16 protein-coding genes are annotated in these 19332 nt (G+C 63.0%); 10 read left to right on the plus strand and 6 right to left on the minus strand.

Features of this window, described 5'->3' with window-relative positions; genetic code table 11:
* The first annotated feature begins 101 nt into the window (after positions 1–101).
* The 3 genes from ACZ9A3_RS05265 to ACZ9A3_RS05275 all read left to right on the plus strand — a co-directional run bounded on the left by ACZ9A3_RS05265 (position 102) and on the right by ACZ9A3_RS05275 (position 3678).
* A complete protein-coding gene (locus tag ACZ9A3_RS05265; RefSeq protein WP_045200496.1) occupies positions 102–785 on the plus strand; it encodes a response regulator in 684 nt (227 codons plus the stop codon).
* Positions 782–2107 carry an ATP-binding protein gene (locus ACZ9A3_RS05270; RefSeq protein WP_093385393.1) on the plus strand — a complete coding sequence of 442 codons (1326 nt, stop codon included), beginning with the start codon at positions 782–784 and terminating at the stop codon, positions 2105–2107. Before ACZ9A3_RS05265 ends, ACZ9A3_RS05270 begins: the two co-directional genes overlap by 4 nt.
* Before the next feature lie 158 nt (positions 2108–2265).
* The gene (locus ACZ9A3_RS05275) at positions 2266–3678 is read left to right on the plus strand and encodes an aspartate aminotransferase family protein (protein WP_093385389.1); all 1413 of its coding nucleotides are present in this window, start codon (positions 2266–2268) and stop codon (positions 3676–3678) included.
* Positions 3679–4052: 374 nt separating this feature from the next.
* Here the strand turns inward: ACZ9A3_RS05275 and ACZ9A3_RS05280 are convergent, their stop codons facing one another.
* Both ACZ9A3_RS05280 and ACZ9A3_RS05285 read right to left on the minus strand, forming a co-directional pair.
* Positions 4053–4196 carry a hypothetical protein gene (locus ACZ9A3_RS05280; protein ID WP_176794282.1) on the minus strand — a complete coding sequence of 48 codons (144 nt, stop codon included), beginning with the start codon at positions 4194–4196 and terminating at the stop codon, positions 4053–4055.
* A gap of 332 nt (positions 4197–4528) precedes the next feature.
* Positions 4529–5500, minus strand: coding sequence for a siderophore-interacting protein (locus ACZ9A3_RS05285; protein WP_093387635.1), 972 nt, complete (start codon positions 5498–5500; stop codon positions 4529–4531).
* Positions 5501–5645: 145 nt separating this feature from the next.
* On the opposite strand from ACZ9A3_RS05285, the gene pvdP reads away from it, so the two are divergent.
* Complete coding sequence (gene pvdP / locus ACZ9A3_RS05290; protein ID WP_213602012.1) at positions 5646–7268, plus strand: pyoverdine maturation tyrosinase PvdP; 1623 nt, start codon at positions 5646–5648, stop codon at positions 7266–7268.
* A gap of 79 nt (positions 7269–7347) precedes the next feature.
* On the opposite strand, the gene ACZ9A3_RS05295 is transcribed toward pvdP, so the two are convergent.
* The 3 genes from ACZ9A3_RS05295 to ACZ9A3_RS05305 are packed head-to-tail and all read right to left on the minus strand — an operon-like array spanning position 7348 to position 11898.
* A complete protein-coding gene (locus ACZ9A3_RS05295; RefSeq protein WP_476252203.1) occupies positions 7348–8748 on the minus strand; it encodes an efflux transporter outer membrane subunit in 1401 nt (466 codons plus the stop codon).
* A gap of 3 nt (positions 8749–8751) precedes the next feature.
* Positions 8752–10719: a MacB family efflux pump subunit gene (locus ACZ9A3_RS05300; RefSeq protein ID WP_093385375.1), complete on the minus strand. Its 1968-nt coding sequence runs from the start codon at positions 10717–10719 to the stop codon at positions 8752–8754.
* On the minus strand, positions 10720–11898 hold the full coding sequence (locus ACZ9A3_RS05305) for an efflux RND transporter periplasmic adaptor subunit (protein ID WP_476252204.1): 1179 nt from the start codon (positions 11896–11898) through the stop codon (positions 10720–10722).
* A 227-nt stretch (positions 11899–12125) separates the two neighbouring features.
* Between ACZ9A3_RS05305 and ACZ9A3_RS05310 the strand changes: the two genes are divergently transcribed.
* The 4 genes from ACZ9A3_RS05310 to ACZ9A3_RS05325 all read left to right on the plus strand — a co-directional run bounded on the left by ACZ9A3_RS05310 (position 12126) and on the right by ACZ9A3_RS05325 (position 15310).
* Positions 12126–12605 (plus strand): sigma-70 family RNA polymerase sigma factor, encoded by a 480-nt coding sequence (locus ACZ9A3_RS05310; RefSeq protein ID WP_093387632.1) that lies wholly within the window; start codon positions 12126–12128, stop codon positions 12603–12605.
* A gap of 181 nt (positions 12606–12786) precedes the next feature.
* Positions 12787–13272, plus strand: coding sequence for a hypothetical protein (locus ACZ9A3_RS05315; RefSeq protein WP_045200513.1), 486 nt, complete (start codon positions 12787–12789; stop codon positions 13270–13272).
* Positions 13273–13368: 96 nt separating this feature from the next.
* A complete protein-coding gene (locus ACZ9A3_RS05320; RefSeq protein ID WP_476252205.1) occupies positions 13369–14679 on the plus strand; it encodes an MFS transporter in 1311 nt (436 codons plus the stop codon).
* Positions 14680–14908: 229 nt separating this feature from the next.
* Complete coding sequence (locus ACZ9A3_RS05325; RefSeq protein ID WP_476252206.1) at positions 14909–15310, plus strand: type II TA system antitoxin MqsA family protein; 402 nt, start codon at positions 14909–14911, stop codon at positions 15308–15310.
* Positions 15311–15371: 61 nt separating this feature from the next.
* On the opposite strand, the gene ACZ9A3_RS05330 is transcribed toward ACZ9A3_RS05325, so the two are convergent.
* Positions 15372–17036 carry an electron transfer flavoprotein-ubiquinone oxidoreductase gene (locus tag ACZ9A3_RS05330; RefSeq protein WP_045200520.1) on the minus strand — a complete coding sequence of 555 codons (1665 nt, stop codon included), beginning with the start codon at positions 17034–17036 and terminating at the stop codon, positions 15372–15374.
* A 544-nt stretch (positions 17037–17580) separates the two neighbouring features.
* On the opposite strand from ACZ9A3_RS05330, the gene ACZ9A3_RS05335 reads away from it, so the two are divergent.
* Positions 17581–18330: an electron transfer flavoprotein subunit beta/FixA family protein gene (locus ACZ9A3_RS05335; protein ID WP_010224703.1), complete on the plus strand. Its 750-nt coding sequence runs from the start codon at positions 17581–17583 to the stop codon at positions 18328–18330.
* Entirely contained in the window at positions 18331–19260 is a 930-nt protein-coding gene (locus ACZ9A3_RS05340; RefSeq protein ID WP_045200521.1) for an electron transfer flavoprotein subunit alpha/FixB family protein, read from the plus strand.
* Positions 19261–19332 lie beyond the last annotated feature (72 nt).

Below are 19332 nucleotides of genomic sequence, written 5' to 3' on the forward strand. Positions count from 1 at the left end.
GACGGCTGTCGCCAAGGCCGCGACGGCTGTGGCCTGGCGCGGCATAATCCTGGGTTAATCCGCCTGGGCTTGAATAAGCCTTTTAAGATCGAGACCCGACCATGCACGTACTGCTCTGCGAGGATGATGACCTGATCGCCAGCGGCATCAGCGCCGGCCTGGGCGCCCAGGGCATGACCGTCGACCGGGTGGCCAGCGCCGGCGCGGCCCAGGCCATGCTCCAGGCCGCGGCGTTCGACGTCATGGTGCTCGACCTCGGCCTGCCCGACGAAGACGGCCTCAAGTTGCTGCAGCGCCTGCGCCAGCAGGGCCATGAGCTGCCGGTGCTGATCCTCACCGCCCGCGATGCGGTCACTGACCGGGTCGAGGGCCTGCAGGCCGGTGGCGACGATTACCTGCTCAAGCCGTTCGACCTGCGTGAACTGGCCGCACGTCTGCACACCTTGCTGCGCCGCGCCGCCGGGCGAGCGGTGAACATCATCGAGCATGGCCCGCTAAGCTACGACCCCAGCAGCCGCGAAACCTGCCTGGGTGGCCGCCCGGTCGACCTGTCGCGGCGCGAGCAGGCGCTATTGCAGGCGCTGCTACACAACCGTGGCCGGGTGCTCTCCAGCGAACAGCTCAAGGACAGCGTCTATGGCTTTGGCGACGAGGTCGAGAGCAACGCCCTGAACGTGCATATCCATCACCTGCGGCGCAAACTGGGCAACGGTATCGTCGAAACCGTGCGCGGCCTGGGTTATCGCCTGGGCCCGGCGCAACTGCCGGAGGAGCCGCAAGCATGACCCTGCGTTTGCGCCTGACCCTGATCCTGGGCACTGCCTTCATCGTCATCTGGGTGCTGGCCGCGGCGTGGATGCTGCGCGACCTGCGCATGCAGATGATGTTCTCCCTCGACCAGCGCCTGGTGGCATCGGCACGCATGGTTGCCGGCCTGGTCGACCAGTTGCCGCAACCGCTGTCGAGCAAGGGCGAGGGCACGCGCCTGAGCGCCGACCAGTTGAGCGTCGACGGCATGGCCTGCCAGGTCAGCTCGCTGCGCGGCGAGATTCTTGCCCGCAGCCACAATAATGAGCAGCCCCTCGACGACCAGCGCAGCGGGTTTCGCGACCAGACCATCGACGGCGCTCGCTGGCGCAGTTTCACCTATGCCCATGGCGATGTGCGCATTACCACCGCCGACCGCCATCAGGAGCGCGAGGCCCTCAACCGTTCGATCCTGCTGGCGGCCTCGGCACCGGTGCTGATGGCCTTGCTCGGCAGCCTCGGCTTGCTGTGGATGGGTGTTGGCAAGGGGCTGGCGCCGCTCAACCGGATGCGCGATGCCTTGCGCCGGCGCAGCCCGGACTCCCTTGAGCCCTTGCAGGTGCGCGGCTTGCCCAGTGAGCTGCAACCCTTGCTGGAAACCCAGAACCAGCTGTTTTTGCGCATTGGCCAGACCATCGAGCGCGAACGGCGCCTGACCGATGATGCCGCCCATGAGCTGCGCAGCCCGCTGACCGCGATCAAAACCCACCTGCAGGTGGCACGGATGACCGACGGCGAGGTGCGCGAGCAGGCCCTTGAACACGCCGAGCAGGGCGCCGATCGTCTGCACCGGACTCTTGAACAACTGTTGCTGCTGGCCCGGGTGGAAGGCCGACTGTCGTTTGAAGACGGCCTGCAGTGCAACGCCGAGCAGATCGCCCGCCAGGCAATCCTGGACACCGGGGTCGACAACACCGGGCGCATCGATCTGCAGTTGGCGCCCGGCGCCGCCCAGCTCTACCTCGGGATGCCCACGCCACTGGCGGTCACGGCCCTACGCAACCTGCTCGACAACGCCCTGCGTCATACCCGTGGCAGCGAACCGGTGGAGCTGGCAGTGCAGATGGAACAGGACCGGGTGGCATTTTTGGTGCGCGATCACGGCCCCGGTATTCCCGAACAGGACATCGAGCACCTGACCGAGCGCTTCTGGCGCCATAGCCAGAGCGGCGGATGCGGGTTGGGCCTGGCGATTGTCCAGGCGATCGTCCAGCGCTGTGCCGGCAGCTTGCGCTTTGACAGCCGCAGCGATGGCTTGCGGGTGTTGTTGCACATTCCGTTGCGTGCAAACCCGTCGTAACCGGTAAGTGCAAAGCAGCAGTTGAAAAAATCCGCAGCGTTGATGGGCATCGGCTAAATCCGCAGGGCGCTGAAGCGTTTTTCAAGCGATAACAACCCGCACTCCTCTGGCAACAGGCGCGTGACGGGCACATCCGCTTGCTTGCGAGGGTTTCCCAGATGTCAGTCGCTATCAGCCTTGCCCAGGCGCTGCCGGTGTCTTCCACCGCAGACGCTGCTGAAACACTTTATGCATTCAATGAGTCGCCGTTGCTGGCCCGCCAGAGCCTGCAGGAATCCAATGCCCGCAGTTACCCGCGGCGCATTCCGCTGGCGCTCAAGCGCGCCCGTGGCATCTATGTCGAAGACGTAGAAGGGCGTCAGTTCATCGACTGTCTGGCCGGCGCCGGGACCCTGGCGCTGGGGCATAACCATCCGCTGGTGATCGAAGCGATCCAGCAGGTGCTGGCCGATGAACTGCCGCTGCACACCCTGGACCTGACCACGCCGGTCAAGGACCAGTTCGTCCAGGACCTGTTCAGCCTGCTGCCCGAGCAACTGCGCGGCGAAGCGAAGATCCAGTTTTGCGGGCCGACCGGCACCGACGCGGTGGAAGCGGCGTTGAAACTGGTGCGCACCGCTACCGGGCGTAACACCGTGCTGTCGTTCCAGGGCGGCTACCACGGCATGTCTCAGGGCGCCCTGAGCCTGATGGGCAGCCTGGGGCCGAAGAAGCCGCTGGCCGCCTTGCTGGCCAATGGCGTGCAGTTCCTGCCGTACCCTTATGACTATCGCTGCCCTTTCGGGCTGGGCGGCGAAGAGGGCGTGAAGGTCAACCTGCACTACCTGGAAAACCTGCTCAGCGACCCGGAGAGCGGCGTGCAACTGCCGGCGGCGGTGATCGTCGAAGTGGTCCAGGGTGAAGGCGGGGTGATCCCGGCGGACATCGAATGGCTGCGCGGTGTGCGGCGCATTACCGAGAAGGCCGGTGTGGCGCTGATCGTCGACGAGATCCAGAGTGGTTTTGCCCGCACCGGCAAAATGTTTGCCTTCGAGCATGCAGGCATCACTCCGGATGTGGTGGTGTTGTCCAAGGCCATTGGCGGCAGCCTGCCGTTGGCGGTGGTGGTCTATCGCCAGTGGCTGGACACCTGGCAGCCGGGGGCGCACGCCGGTACTTTCCGTGGCAACCAGATGGCCATGGCCGCAGGCTCGGCGGTGATCAACTACCTCAAGTCACACGACCTGTGCAGCCATGCCCAGGCCATGGGCGAACGCCTGGCCGGTCATCTGCGCCGCTTGCAGGCGGACTTCGCGCAGTTGGGGGATATTCGTGGCCGTGGCCTGATGCTGGGGGTCGAGCTGGTTGATCCGCAAGGGCAGCTCGATGCCCAGGGGCATCCGCCGGTCTGCCCGCGTCTAGCACCGCTGGTGCAGCGTGAATGCCTGAAGCGTGGGCTGATTCTGGAACTGGGCGGGCGTCAGGGCGCCGTGGTGCGTTTCCTGCCGCCGCTGATCATTACTGCCGAGCAGGTTGATGAGGTGGCGGCGCGCTTTGCTCGGGCGGTTGCTGCGGCGGTGGCCAGACTGTAAATGGCCCAGGCATGTAAAAGCCCGGGGCAGTGCACCGGGCTTTTTTATGGATCTTCACGCTATCCTGGGGACTATGATTCTTGGGTTGGGTTGGGTTGGGTTGGGTTGGGTTGGGATGTTGAGGCTGCGAGCTTATCCATTCACTGTGGCGCCGCTGCCGGCCCCTTCCGCCCTTACGGCGGCCTACTTTTCTCTTGGGAAAAGGTAGGCAAAACCGCTCGCTCCAATACGGCCCTACGCTGCGCTCCGGGTTCCTTCGCTACGGTGCCTTCCAGGGGCATCGCGGCCTACGACTTGCTTCGCCAAGTCTACGTCTCGCGACTTCGGCCTGGGCCGAAGGGTGCTACGCACCAGCCCCCTCCAGACACCTACGCTCAGCCTCCTGAAGTCGCGAAGTTACGGGCGGCGCCTGCACTGACGTATCTGCGAAAGCAGATGCTGGCAAAGCCATGCTGACGCAGGAGCGGGACAAGCCCGCTGGCAAAACGAGTACCAACTTGCTTCATCTTGATGTTCATGCGCGTACTTCCAGGCGCCACGAAATGCGACTTCAGGAGGCCGAGCGTAGGTGCCTGCAGGGGCGGTGCGCAGCACCTTCGGCGTCAGCCGAAGACGCGAGACGTAGACTTGGCGTAGCAAGTCGTAGGCCGCGATGCCCCGGAAGGTGCCGTAGCGAGGGGACCCGAAGCGCAGCGTAGGGCCGTATGCAGGAGCAAGCGGTTTTGCCTACTTTTCCCAAGAGAAAAGTAGGCCGCCGTAAAGGCGGAAGGGGTCGGCAGCAGCGCCACAGCGAATGGATAAGCTCGCGCCCCCCAACCCAGGATTCAGTGAAGAGCCCTTTTTATGGCCCTCAGTCGAACGTGCGACCCGCGCGCCAGTAGCCCATCAGCGTCAGGGCGCTGCGATCCAGCCCGCGCTCGGTGATCAGGTAGCGACGGATATTCATCACCGCTGCCGACTCGCCGGCGATCCAGGCGTAGAAGTCGCCGTTGCCGGGTTGAGCCAGTTCCCAGAGGATCTGCCGGTCGATATCGACCTCCTCCAGGGCGACCTTCGCACCTGTACGCGCTGCGGCTGCCGGCAGGCGCGCCAGCTCGCGGATGGCATGGATCATCGCTTCGCCGTGGGTGCAGTGCAGCACTTCGCGCGGCAGCCAGTTCAGTTCGGTGGCGCGGCTGCAGGTCAGGTCGAGGCAATCGGCTTCGCAGGGGACTTCGATGAACGCCTGTACCGGGACTTCGGGCAGGTCTGCGGCCACCTGCTCAAGGATGCCGGCTATTGCCGGCAGGGCGGTTTCATCGCCGATCAGCAGCAGGTTGCGCAGGTTCTTCGGGGGGCGCCATTCGTAGCCGCCGGGGTCGGCGTCGAAGGCCAGGTTCGGGGCGACCATCTGCAGGCGATCGCCGATGCGTGCCTGGGTCGCCCAGGTCGATGCCGGGCCGTTGACGCCGTGCAGGACGAAGTCGACATCCACTTCCAGTGCCTCGCGGCGCAGGTCGCGGATGGTGTAGGTACGCATCGGCGGGCTCTGCTCGGCGCTCAGGCCGCGACGCGCTTGCTGCCAGGAACCTTGCTTGGGCAGGTTCGGGTATTGGCCATCGGCAGAGGGAAAGAAGATCTTGATGCGCTGGTCGGCAGCCAGGGTACGCATCTGCCCGACATCCTCACCGCTGAACACGAAGCGGCTGAGGGACGGGCTGAGGGCAATGATGGCTTTGAGCTGCACATCGAACACTCCGTAGGCACTGGTTCTGGCAGGTTTGCCGACCAGCTTGCGCAGACCGTTGCCCAGGGCGTTGGTCAGGGAGGTGGAGGCTGACATGGGCGGTACCTTTTCCAAGGGAGGTTCCTTGAAAACGAAATAGCCGCCGATCGAATTAGCACAGGGCGGCAGTGGTTAAATTTCCCCCTCCAGGAAACGTCCTAGCTTGGATAAAGCCTGCTTCATGGCTGATACGGGTAGGACGATGACGATTTCGCGACGAGGATTCATAGCGGGCCTGGCGGTGGCGGGCGCGACCGTGCCAGCCGCCTATTACGCGCACAAGCAACTGACCCACGATCCACAGGACGACATCGTCACCCCCGGCGAGGCCAGCGTTGAGCTCGCGGATGCCGCTGGCCAGCACCTGGCCGATCAATTGCGCGGCGTCTGGGATTTGCGTTTGAGCGGTGCCGATGGCGAGCTCGCCGGGCTGCCTGTGGAAGGCTTGCAGATGTACCTCGACGTCGCCGCCAAAGGCCGTGGCCTGCGTGGTTTTGTCGATACCGAACTGGTTCTGCGCAGCGACGCCCCGGCCGCCTACCGAGTGCTTGGCGACCTGGTCGGGGCGTCCACCGCCACGGTGCGCTGGCGGCTGATGAGCACCCAGGGCGGGCCGGGTTATGAATGTACCGCGAGCCTGGATGAAGTCTGGGGCAGTTTTGGCAACGCTGGCAGCGCTACCCTCAGTGGCCGCTTGCAACCGCTGGATCGCTCGATGGTCTTGCCCTTGGCCGACAGTCACTTCGTTGCCGTCAAGCGCCTGTTTCCTGAAGCCCGTGAGCGGCTGCCCTATACTCCGCAGTTGCAAGCCTGGCTGATCAGCGCCGAGCACCGCTTGTTCCATCAGCTCTGGCACGCGACCCGTGACAAATGGCATCGGCTGTCTGAAGAAAAACACGGTGCCTTGCGTGGCCTGGGCTGGCAGCCCGGCCCGCGTGACAAGGAGCGTGATGCCCGCGGCCCGCGCAAGCATCGCAATGGCTCGGGGGTGGACTTTCTGTTCATGCACCGGCATATGCTCGGTACGGCGCGGTCGATGCAGGACCTGCCGTCATGGCCGCATTTCCCCTTGCCGCAACCCAGCGTCGAACACGACCGCCAGGGTTTTGCCCGCTATTACGACAACCATGACGGTTACTGTGTACCGCCCGGTTGGCGGGCACCGGGCGACGAGGCTTATGGCGTATGGGTCTCGGCGATCAAGGCCGGCGAGACCTTCTGCAGTAATTTCCAGGTCTGGGAATCGCAGTACCAGGACCCGCTGTACCTGTCGAAGCTGACCCTCGGTGCATTCGGTTCGGAGCTGGAAATGAACCTGCACGATTGGCTGCACATGTGCTGGGCCTCGGTGCCACGTGATCCGGTCAACGGTGCACCAGTGCCGTTTGCCCGGGACCCGGCTGATTTTGCCGGGCGCTGGTACGAGGCGGAAAACGACTTTCTCGGCGATCCGTTCTCGTCTCACGTCAACCCGGTGTTCTGGGGTTTCCATGGCTGGATCGATGATCGCATCGAGGATTGGTACCGCGCCCATGAGCGCTACAACCCGGGGCAGGTTCGGCGTCTTGAGGTCAATGGCGTGCAGTGGTTCGCCCCGGGGCGCTGGGTCGAGGTCGACGACCCGTGGCTGGGGCCGGTGACCCATGGCTGCAGCACCACGCCGGGGATGTTCCCGGGCAAATCGGTGGAAATGGATGTCGAGATCATGAAGCTGGCTCTGCGCATTACCTTTGGTGAAGACGACAAGATCGGCGACCTGGTGCGCCGGGTGCCGCAGCGGCCCTGGTATGCGCGGCATTTGTCGTTGCGCGGGATTGTGAGCTGATTGGCTGTATTGGGCCTGCTGTGCGGGCCATCGCCGGCAAGGCCGGCCCCCACAGGTTTTGTGCAGGCAGGTCAATGATTTAGCGAACCACCTGCCATCCGCCGCCCAATGCCTTGTACAGCGCCACGCTGCCTTGCAGGCGGGCCAGGCGCAGTTGCACCTGCTGGTCTTGCGCCTGGTACAGGGTGCGCTGGGTTTCCAGTACGGTCAGCAGGGTCTCGGCGCCGGCCTGGTAGCGGCGCTCGGAGAGGGTGAAAGCGATCTGCGCCTGCTGCACTTCCTCATCCTGCGACTGGCGCTGCTGGTCAACACCGCTGATGCCATTGAGCGCCTTCTCGACATCGGCAAAGCCGTTGATGATGCTGCTGCGGTAATTCTCCAGTAGTTCGTCCTGCTTGGCGCGGGCCTTGTCGCGCTCGGCGCGCAGGCGGCCGTTGTTGAAGATCGGCGCAGCCAGCCCGGCACTCAGGGTGTAGTAGGGGCTGCGCAGCACCTGGGCAAAGGTGTCGGCACCCGAGCCCAGGTCGGCGCCCAGGGTCAGGCTCGGCAGCATTGCTGCGCGGGCAACCTGCACGTCTGCCTGGGCGGCGGCCAGGCTGGCTTCGGCGGTGGCAATGTCGGGACGGCGGCTGAGCAGCTCGCTGGGCACGCCGCTGCCGATCTGCGGCCAGTTCAGGCGGGTAATTGATTCTTCAAGGGCGGGCAGCGCCTGCACCGGCTCGCCGAGCAAGGTTGCCAGGGTGATGCGCGCCTCTTGCAACTGCTGCTCGAACAACGGCACCTGGCGCTGCTGGCCGGCGACCAGGCTGCGTTGCTGGGCCAGTTCCAGGGCGGTGGCCGAGCCAGACTGATAGCGGGTTTCGACCAGGCGCAGGACATCCTCGGCATTGCTCAGGTTGAGGCGGGCGATACGCACCTGCTCACGCAGGGCCAGGCTCTGCAGGTAGCTGTTGGCAACACCGCTGAGCAAGGTCAGCTCGACGGTCTGGCGATCGAAACGGCTGGCATCGAGGTTGAACAGGGCGCTGTCGCGTGCGGCCGTTTTACCGCCCCAGAAATCCACTTCGTAGCTGGCGCTCAAGCGGGTGCCGAACGAGGTGCTGGTGCGTTCGCGGCTGCTGGCATCGAGTTGGTCGAAGCCGTTGCCATGCAGCAGGCGTTGGCGTCTGGCATCCAGGGTGAACTTGAGTTCAGGCAGCAACGGTGCGCCGGCAATGACCGCCGAGGCCTGAGCCTGGCGAATACGCGCGGCGGCAGCGGCCAGATCGAAGCTGTTGCGCCGGGCGTGTTCGATCAGTTGATCGAGCGCGGGGCTGGAGAACTGCTGCCACCAGTTCTCGTGGGGCAGCGGGGTGCTGGCTGCCTGGCCCTGCCACTGCGCTGGCGCCTGCAGGCCACTCGAAGGTGCAGGGGTGGTTGAGGTACAGGCGGCAAGCACCAAACTGATCGACAGGACACTGAGACGGCTGGGAAGGTTCATGGATTATTCGCTGGTAAGGGCTTTGACCGGGTCGAGGCGGGCGGCTTTGCGCGCGGGCATGAAGCCGAACACCACGCCGGTGACCACCGCGCAGGCAAAGGCGCCAAGCACGGCAGGCAAGGAGAAGGCCACGGCAATATCGGCCAGCAGCAACACGCCGCCAATCAACAGGGCCAGGGCAATGCCGGTGACCCCGCCGACCATCGACAGCAGCACCGCTTCGCTGAGAAACTGGCGCAGGATGTCGCGCTGGCGGGCGCCAGTGGCCATGCGGATGCCGATCTCGCGGGTACGCTCGCGCACCGTCATCAGCATGATGTTCATCACCCCGATACCGCCGACCAGCAGCGAGATCGCGGCGATCGAGCCGAGCATCAGCGACAGGGTATTCTGCGTGCGCGCTTCGGCCTGGATCAGCGCCGCGTCGTTGGTCAGTTCATAGTCGTGTTTGCCGTTGTGAAGCTTGCGCATCAGGTGGTCGATGGCCGCTTCCGTGTCGGCCACGCGCCGTGAGTCGGCGGCGGCGATGGTCACGTACTCCGGGTTGCGGCTGCCGAACAGGCGGATGGCGGCGGCCGAGTAGGGCACCACGATGCGCTCGTCGCTGTCCTGGTCGCCCGAGCTTGCGCCTTTGCCGGCGAGAATGCCGACCACCTGGAAGGGCACGTTTTCGACCAGGATGTACTGGCCGATGGGGTCGTTACCGGCTCCAAATAGTTTCTCCCGCACCTTCTGGCCGATGACCGCCACGGCTGCCGCGCTCTGTTCATCGGCCTCGGTGAAGAAGCTGCCTTCGACCACCGGCCAATTGAAGATTTCGCTGAAGTGGGTGTTGTTGCCACCCACATAGAACTGCTGGTTATTGTTGCCGTAGCGCACCATCAGCGAGTTGCCGATCACCGGCATGATCATCTTCACCTGCGGCAGGCTGGATACTGCGGCGACATCGTCGAGGGTGATGACCCCGGCCGGTTCACGCAGTGTCGGGGCGCTGCCGCTCAGGTACAGGATGTTCGAGCCGAAGGCTGCCATCTGCGCCATGACCTGGCGCTTGCTGCCTTCGCCGACGGCCAGCATGACCACTACCGAAGCCACGCCGATGACGATCCCGAGCAGGGTCAGGGCGGTGCGGAAACGGTTGATCCACATGATCCGCCAGGCCGCCTGCAGGGCTTCGACCAGCTCGCCTTTCCAGGCGCCGCTGGCAGTGGCGCCGAGGTTCAGGCGCTGGCGCAGGTCTTCGGCTTGCAGGCCGGGAGCGCTGGCGGCGGGAGCAGCAGATTGCTCTGCCGAATCACTGAGCACCAGGCCGTCACGAATCTCGATGACCCGCTTGGCCCGCGCCGCGACTTCGCGGTCGTGGGTAATCAGGATCACCACGTGGCCCTGGCTGGCCAGTTCGTCGAGCAGGGCCATGACTTCGGCGCCGCTCTGGCTGTCCAGTGCCCCGGTCGGTTCGTCGGCGAGGATGATGTGTCCGCCGTTCATCAAGGCGCGGGCGATCGACACCCGCTGTTGCTGGCCGCCAGACAACTGGTGCGGGCGGTTGCCGGTGCGGCTGGCCAGGCCCAGGCGTTCGAGCAAGGCGGCGGCGCGGGCATGGCGTTCGGCGGCGGGGGTGCCAGCATAGATGGCCGGCATCTCGACGTTTTCCTGGGCCGAGCCCGAAGCGATCAGGTGATAGCCCTGGAACACGAAGCCGAAGGCTTCACGGCGCAACCAGGCCAGCTCGTCGCTGTCGAGGTCGGCGACGTCCTTGCCGGCGAAGTAGTAGTTGCCTGAGGTCGGACGATCAAGGCAGCCGAGGATGTTCATCAGCGTCGACTTGCCGGAGCCGGAGGCGCCGACAATGGCGACGAACTCGCCGGGATGGATGGCCAGGCTGATGCCGCGGACCACCTCGACCTTGGGCGTATCGACACCACCGTAGGATTTGCGGATGTCGCGCAGTTCGATCAGGGGCGTGGACATTCAACCCCCGCTTGCGGCAGGTGCGCCGATCAGCAGGCGCTCGCCCTCGGCAAGGCCGTCGAGCACCTGCACCCGCAAGCGGTCGCTGAGGCCGGTGCGGACCTGGCGCTGGTTGACCTTGCCCTTGCTGTCGAGCACCTGGGCAATGCGCAGGTCATTGCCGTCGGCATGATCATCCAGGGCTGCCACCGGTACGGTGAGCACCTTGCTGGCACGCCCGGCAACGAAGAACACCTGGGTGGTCATCTCTGCCATCAGGGCGTTGTCCGGGTTATCGACATCCAGCAGTACGGTATAGAGCACCACTTTGCTGCTGGCGCCGCTACCACTGGCGCTGGCCGGGCTGCCACCGCCCTGGCTGGATTGATCGAGGGGTTTGGGCGGCACCGGCAGAATTTGCCGCACACTGCTGGTCCAGCGGCGCTTGCCGCCGGCCAGGGTGGTGAAGTAGGCGCTCATGCCCGGTTTGACATGGCCGATATCGGCCTCGGACACCTGGGCCCAGACGGTCATTGGCGACAACTTGGCGATGCGCAGGATCAGCGGGGTTTGCTGTTGGGCGTTAAGGGTCTGGCCTTCGCGGGCATCGACGGCGACCACGGTGCCGGCCATCGGTGCATAAATGCGCGTGTAACCCAGCTCAGCCTCGTCGCTGCGCAGGCTCGCCTGGGCCTGGCGAATCTGTGCGCGGTACATGTCGATGCGCGCCTGGGTGACCTTCAACTGGGCCTGGGCGCTTTGCACGTCTTCCTCGCGGGTGGCGCCGCCGGCGGCCAGGTTGCGCTGGCGCTTGAACTGTTGCTCGGCCAGTTGGTACTGAGCCTTCTGTTCATCCAGCTGGGCCTTGAGGTTGTCGATAGAGAAACGCCCGGCATCAAGCTTTGCCTGCTGCGTGGAGGGGTCGATCTCAACCAGCAACTGACCTTCCTTGACCTGATCTCCCACCTCGACGTGCAGTTTGCGGATCTGCCCGGAGGCCTGGGCACCCACGTCCACATAACGCCGCGGCTGCAAGGTACCCAGGGCCGTGACGCTGCTTTCGATGTCGGTACGGGTCACGGTAACGGTGCTCAACGGGTCGCCACCGGCGGGCAGGGTTTTCCAGGCGAGCAGGGCGCCCAGGCTGAGCAGGCCGAGGCCACACAACAGCAGGCGACGAGTATTCGATGAGCGTTTCATGCAGGGTTCCAGCCGGATGGAATGGCCCGTGACATCTCACTGCCGAAGCGGCACGGCAGACACGGGAGGCTCCCAGGTAAACGAGGTGGGGGCCGTGGAATTTACCGGGATCAAGGTCTGATCTTGCTGAGAATAATTATAATTTGTATTATTGCATACTGCCATCATTCAGATCCGCTCAACCACGAGTCAGGGAACCCCCGCAGATGTCGCGGCCAGGTGTTGTGTTGGAAAACTACTATCGCGAACTGGTGAGTTTTCTCTGTGCCCGCCTGGGTAACCGGCAGGCGGCTGAAGACGTTGCCCACGATGCCTATATCCGCGTGCTCGAGCGCAACGGTGAAGACGATATCGAGCATCCCCGGGCGTTTCTCTATCGCACCGCTCTGAATCTTGTGATCGATGGGCATCGACGTGGTTTGCTGCGCCAGTCCGAGCCGCTTGAAGTGCTCGACAGCGATGAGCGTTTCTTTACCCCCGCGCCATCCCAAAGCATGGACCTCAATCAGCGCCTGGACCTGATGCAGCGCGCCCTGGCCGAACTCAGTCAGCCTTGTCGCGAGAGTTTTCTGCTGCGCAAGCTCGACGGCCTTTCTCACCCGCAGATCGCCGAGCGCCTGGGCATCTCGCGCAGTGTGGTGGAGAAACATATTGTTAACGCCATGAAACACTGCCGGCTGCGCATGCGTCAGTGGGAATCGCAGTAACCGGCCAACGTCGAAAAAATGTGAAAATTCCGTCATGGCCTTGCTTGATTTATGGCGATTTCCCGACAACTATCAGTAAAGACCCTCTCTCTGGCGAAGTGCCCGCCAATAGCCTGCAATTGATGATCTGGCGCAGTATGGTCAAGGAACGTCTCTAACGCTCTCTGCCTTGGTCATGACGATGCCGAACAAATCGCTGCGGATCCTGATTGCCGACGAACACCCGATGCAGTTGCTGCAACTGGAACGGATGCTCAATGGCATGGGCTATTACCGCATAGCCCCGGTCGAGAGCTTCGAGGATCTGCAACGCCTGGTGCAGAGCGCACTGCAACCGTTCAACCTGCTGCTGGGCAACATCGACCTGGCCAGCCATGCCGGCGTTGATCTGGAACGGTTCTGCCGGGTCAATCCGCTGATCCAGCACGCCTTGCTGTACGAATCGCAACACTTGAAGATCCCCTCGATTCCCGACAACCAGCGCCGCGCGGTGAATGTCAGCCTGTCCAAGGTTCCGGACAACGAGACCATCCAGTCCTTCATGCATATCATTGACTCGCCGCAGGTGATCGGCCATTTGCCGGGCATCCCCGAGCGCACCGCCAGGCCGGCGTACAACCCACGGCGAATGGACCTGGCCCAAACCGCGTTTTGCCGCCAGTCCTGAAGCCGCGCTGGGTGTGGCCGGGTAGCTTTTGCTATCCTCTTGCGTTTGCCTTGGTGCGCCTGTCGTACCGGCACTCGATCACTTGCGGATACCCCTATGACGGCCACTGACCCTGCGCGCCCGCTGCAGCTATCGCGCAGCGACCACAAGACCCTGAGCCTGGCGGCCCTGGGCGGGGCGCTGGAGATCTACGACTTCATCATATTCGTGTTCTTCGCCCTGACCCTTAGCCAGTTGTTCTTCCCACCGCAGATGCCCGAATGGCTGCGTTTGCTGCAGAGCTTCGGGATTTTTGTAACCGGTTATCTGGCGCGGCCGCTGGGCGGCATCCTGATGGCCCATTTCGCCGACCACCTGGGGCGCAAACGGGTGTTCAGCCTGAGCATCCTGATGATGGCCTTGCCGTGCCTGCTGATCGGGGTGATGCCCACCTATGCCGATATTGGCTACGCAGCGCCGCTGATCCTGCTGGCCTTGCGCATCCTTCAGGGTGCCGCGGTAGGGGGCGAGGTGCCGAGCGCCTGGACCTTCGTCGCCGAGCACGCCCCGCCCGGGCGCCGCGGCTACGCCCTGGGTTTTTTGCAGGCAGGGCTGACCTTCGGTTACCTGCTCGGCGCCCTGACCGCCACGGCGCTGGCACAGCTGTTCAGCCCCCAGGAAGTCCTCGATTACGCCTGGCGCTACCCGTTCCTGCTCGGCGGCGTATTCGGCGTGATCGGAGTCTGGCTGCGCCGCTGGTTGAGCGAGACACCAGTGTTCCTGGCCTTGCGCGAGCGCCGTGAGCAGCCGCCGGCTTTCCCCTTGCGCACCGTGTTGCGTGAGCATCGCCGGGCGCTGATACCGGCAGCGCTGCTCACCTGCGTGCTGACCTCGGCGGTGGTGGTGCTGGTGGTGATCACCCCGACGGTGATGCAGCAGCGCTTCGGCATGAGTGCCGGGCACACCTTCGCCTTGAGCAGCATGGGCATTGTTTTTCTCAATATCGGTTGTGTGCTGGCCGGCTTGCTGGTGGACCGTATCGGCGCCTGGCGGGCCTTGATGATCTACAGCCTGCTGCTGCCCTTGGGCATCGCCGGCCTTTACGCCAGCCTGGTGGCTGGCTGGGGCTGGACCGGGCTGGCCTATGCCATTGCTGGCCTGTCTTGTGGCGTGGTGGGGGTGGTGCCATCGGTGATGGTCGGCTTGTTCCCGGCGCAGATTCGCGTCTCGGGCATTTCCTTTACCTACAACATTGCCTACGCCCTGTGGGCGAGCACCACGCCATTGCTGCTGATCGCCCTGATGCCGTGGAGCCCATGGGTGTGCGTGGGCTTTTGCCTGGTCATGGGTGTGGTTGGCTTGCTTACGGCACTGTACTTTGGCGCACGTGAAGCGGTGCCCTTCGAAGATGAGGCGGTGCGCTGCTGAGTTCATCTGCTGTGACAATGGTTCCCTGCTGCCTGGGCGCTGATCGGGCAGACTCTAGAGCGGGGCAAATGGATTAACCTATTTGCCAAATTGAACCTATTAGGTTAATTTGCTCATGGAGAAAGGCACGCCTCATTGCAGGCTTTCGACGGTCAGGGCGCTGGCGGGTCTACCTGAAACTGACGGTCATCGATGATGTGCTCATCGTGTCCTTCAAGGAGTTGTGAAAATGAAATGTCCAGCCTGTGGCGCGGCTGAGCTGGTCAGTGCCAGGCGCGATCTGCCGTACACCTACAAAGGTGAGACAACCCGGGTGACTGATGTTGCCGGGGATTACTGCCCTGCCTGCGCTGAGATGGTGCTCAGTGATACAGAGTCGCGGCGTGTCAGTGCGGCGATGCTCGCTTTCAATCGGCAGGTCAATGCTGCGGCTGTCGACCCGCAATTTATTGCTGCCGTACGCAAGAAGCTGGCACTTGATCAGCGTGAAGCAGCGGAAATATTCGGCGGCGGGGTCAATGCATTCTCCCGTTACGAAAACGGCAAGACCAAGCCTCCCTTGGCCCTGGTCAAATTGCTCAAGCTACTTGATCGCCACCCTGAGTTGTTCGAAGAAGTCAGAACGGCCTGACACAAGCGATAAAAAAGCCCCCTGGCCACAACGGCGAGGGGGCTTTTTTAGGCCGGCTGACTTACATGTTCGGGTAAGTCGGGCCGCCGGCGCCTTCCGGGGTGACCCAGGTAATGTTCTGCGAAGGGTCCTTGATGTCACAGGTCTTGCAGTGCACGCAGTTCTGGGCGTTGATCTGGAAGCGCTTGCTGCCGTCTTCCTGGCTGACTACTTCGTACACGCCAGCCGGGCAGTAGCGCTGGGCCGGTTCGTCGTACAGCGGCAGGTTGGTGCCGATCGGGATGCTCGCGTCAGCCAGTTTCAGGTGGCACGGCTGCTCTTCTTCATGGTTGGTGCTGGAGAGGAATACCGAGCTCAGCTTGTCGAAGCTCAGCTTGCCATCCGGTTTTGGATAGTCGATTTTTTTCGAGTCGGCCGCCAGCTTCAGGCAGGCGTAGTCCGGCTTGGTGTCGTGCAGGGTGAACGGCAGTTTGCCACCGAACCAGTTCTGGTCGAGGTAGTTGAACGCCGCGCCGAGCATCGGGCCGAACTTGTGCATGGCCGGGCCGAAGTTACGGCTGGAGAACAGCTCGTCATACAGCCAGCTGGCTTTGAACGCTGTAACGTAGCTGTTGAGTTGATCGCCGCCTTCACCACCTGCCAGCAGGGCTTCGGCCACCGCATCGGCGGCGAGCATGCCGGATTTCATGGCGGTGTGGCTGCCCTTGATTTTGGCCACGTTCATGGTGCCCAGATCGCAACCGATCAGGGCGCCGCCGGCGAAGACCATTTTCGGCAGCGAGTTCAAACCACCTTTGGCCAGGGCGCGGGCGCCGTAGCTGATGCGCTTGCCGCCTTCGAGGTACTGGCTGATCACCGGGTGGTGTTTCAGGCGCTGGAATTCGTCAAACGGCGACAGGTAGGCGTTGGAGTAGGACAGGTCGACGATCAAACCTACGACTACCTGGTTGTTTTCCAGGTGATAGAGGAACGATCCACCGGTGTTTTCCTTGGCCATGACATCCAGCGGCCAGCCTGCGGTGTGCACAACCAGGCCTTGTTCGTGCTTGGCCGGATCGATTTCCCAGATTTCTTTCAAGCCGATGCCGTAATGCTGGACGTCGGACTCGCTGTCGAGGTTGAAACGCTTGATCAGCTGTTTGCCGATGTGGCCACGGCAGCCTTCGGCGAACAGCGTGTACTTGCCGCGCAGCTCCATGCCTGGGGTATACAGGCCTTCTTTCGGGTTGCCTTCACGGTCGACGCCGAGGTCGCCGGTGATAATCCCGCGGACCACGCCGTTTTCGTCGAACAGGGCTTCCTGGGCGGCGAAGCCCGGGTAGATCTCGACGCCCAGGTTCTCCGCCTGCTGGGCCAGCCAGCGGCACAGGTTACCCAGAGAGATGATGTAGTTGCCTTCGTTGTGCATGGTCTTGGGCACGAACAGGTCAGGGACCTTGATCGAGCTGCCGGCATCCTTGAGCACATAGATGTCGTCGCGTTTGACTTCGGTGTTGAGCGGGGCGCCGAGCTCTTTCCAGTCCGGGAACAGTTCGTTCAGGGCGCGAGGTTCGAACACCGCACCGGAGAGGATGTGGGCGCCGACTTCCGAGCCTTTCTCGACCACGCAGACGCTGATTTCGTTACCGGCTTCGGCGGCCTTCTGCTTCAGTCGGCAGGCGGCGGACAGGCCAGCCGGGCCAGCGCCGACAATGACCACGTCGAATTCCATGTATTCGCGTTCCACAGGTTCTCTCCTACTCAAGGCTCATCGGTTTTTCTTTGTTGGCGGGTGTCAGGCGGTCATTTTTCAGACGCTCGGGCTGTAGCTCGAGCGATGACGGACTACACCGCTTTCTCTTGGCCGCGCATTATATCTACACCACTCGCGGGGTCCAATACAAACGTTTGTTTGAATTTGCCGCAGGCCAGTAAAATCAAAGAAGCGCGGCTTGAAGCTGACCGGTTTGCCGTATTGACCGGATTGGGCGTTACGGTCAAGATACGAGCGGTTTTGCGCTCGCCGTAGGCTGACCGCAGGATGCAGGAGCACCCCTAAAAACCAGGCGAAAAGCAGGGCAGTTACGCCACAACCCGCTTTGTAGTGGAGTTTACACGCCACGACAAATAATGACCCACGGGTTTTGCAACTGACAGGCCGAAACGAGACCGCTGGGTCAGGGTTAAATTCGTCCACCTGTGATCGTTTTTAGAGGTGCCCTTGTACCCACGCGCAATCGCCGGGTTTGCCCCAGGCGACATTCTTTTCACCGGAGAGTAACGAGGAATCCATGAAGGTTCTTGTAGCTGTCAAACGAGTGGTCGACTATAACGTCAAGGTTCGCGTCAAGGCGGACAACTCCGGCGTCGACCTTGCTAACGTCAAGATGTCCATGAACCCCTTCTGCGAAATTGCCGTAGAAGAAGCCGTGCGCCTGAAAGAGAAGGGCGTTGCGAGCGAGATCGTCGTCGTTACCGTCGGCCCGGCCACTGCCCAGGAGCAACTGCGTACTGCCCTGGCACTGGGTGCCGACCGCGCCATCCTGGTCGAATCGGCTGAAGAGCTGACTTCGCTGGCTGTGGCCAAGCTGCTCAAGGCAGTGGTCGACAAAGAACAACCGCAGCTGGTGATCCTTGGCAAGCAAGCCATCGACAGCGACAACAACCAGACCGGCCAGATGCTGGCTGCACTGAGCGGTTACGCCCAGGGCACCTTCGCCTCCAAGGTCGAGGTTGCTGGCGACAAGGTCAACGTTACCCGCGAAATCGACGGCGGCCTGCAGACCGTTGCGCTGAACCTGCCAGCCATCGTCACCACCGACCTGCGCCTGAACGAGCCGCGCTACGCGTCGCTGCCGAACATCATGAAGGCCAAGAAGAAGCCGCTGGAGACCGTTACTCCAGACGCGCTGGGCGTTTCCACCGCCTCTACCAACAAGACCCTGAAAGTCGAAGCGCCGGCTGCCCGCAGCGCCGGTATCAAGGTCAAGTCGGTTGCTGAACTGGTCGAGAAATTGAAGAACGAGGCGAAGGTAATCTAAATGACTATCCTGGTTATCGCTGAACACGAAAACGGTGCCGTTGCCCCGGCCACCCTGAACACTGTTGCTGCTGCCGCCAAGATCGGTGGCGACATCCATGTGCTGGTCGCAGGCCAGAACGTCGGTGGCGTCGCTGAAGCCGCGGCCAAGATCGCTGGCGTTGCCAAGGTCCTGGTTGCCGACAACGCCGCCTACGCTCACCAGCTGCCAGAAAACGTCGCGCCGCTGGTAGCCGAGCTGGGCAAGGGCTACAGCCACGTGCTGGCTCCTGCCACCTCCAACGGCAAGAACATCCTGCCGCGCGTTGCCGCGCTGCTGGACGTCGACCAGATTTCCGAGATCATCTCGGTTGAATCGGCTGACACCTTCAAGCGTCCGATCTACGCCGGTAACGCCATTGCCACCGTGCAATCGAACGCTGCCGTCAAAGTCATCACCGTCCGTGCCACCGGCTTTGACGCCGTTGCCGCTGAAGGTGGTTCGGCTGCCGTTGAAGCTGTCGCTGCTGCCCACGACGCAGGCAAATCGGCCTTCGTTGGCGAAGAGCTGGCCAAGTCCGACCGCCCTGAGCTGACCGCTGCCAAGATTGTCGTTTCCGGCGGTCGTGGCATGCAGAACGGTGACAACTTCAAGCACCTGTACGCCCTGGCCGACAAGCTCGGCGCTGCCGTCGGTGCTTCGCGCGCTGCGGTCGACGCAGGTTTCGTACCCAACGACATGCAGGTCGGTCAGACCGGCAAGATCGTTGCACCACAGCTGTACATCGCCGTCGGTATTTCTGGCGCGATCCAGCATCTGGCCGGCATGAAAGACTCCAAAGTGATCGTTGCGATCAACAAGGACGAAGAAGCGCCGATCTTCCAGGTGGCCGACTACGGCCTGGTGGCTGACCTGTTCGAAGCCATCCCTGAGCTGGAGAAGCTGGTTTAATCCAGTCGCTTCACTTATAAAAGAGCCCGGTCCGTTCGGGCTGTGCAGGCCTGCCTTGCACAGCCCGGCAGA

Source organism: Pseudomonas sp. TE4620 (assembly GCF_056279045.1).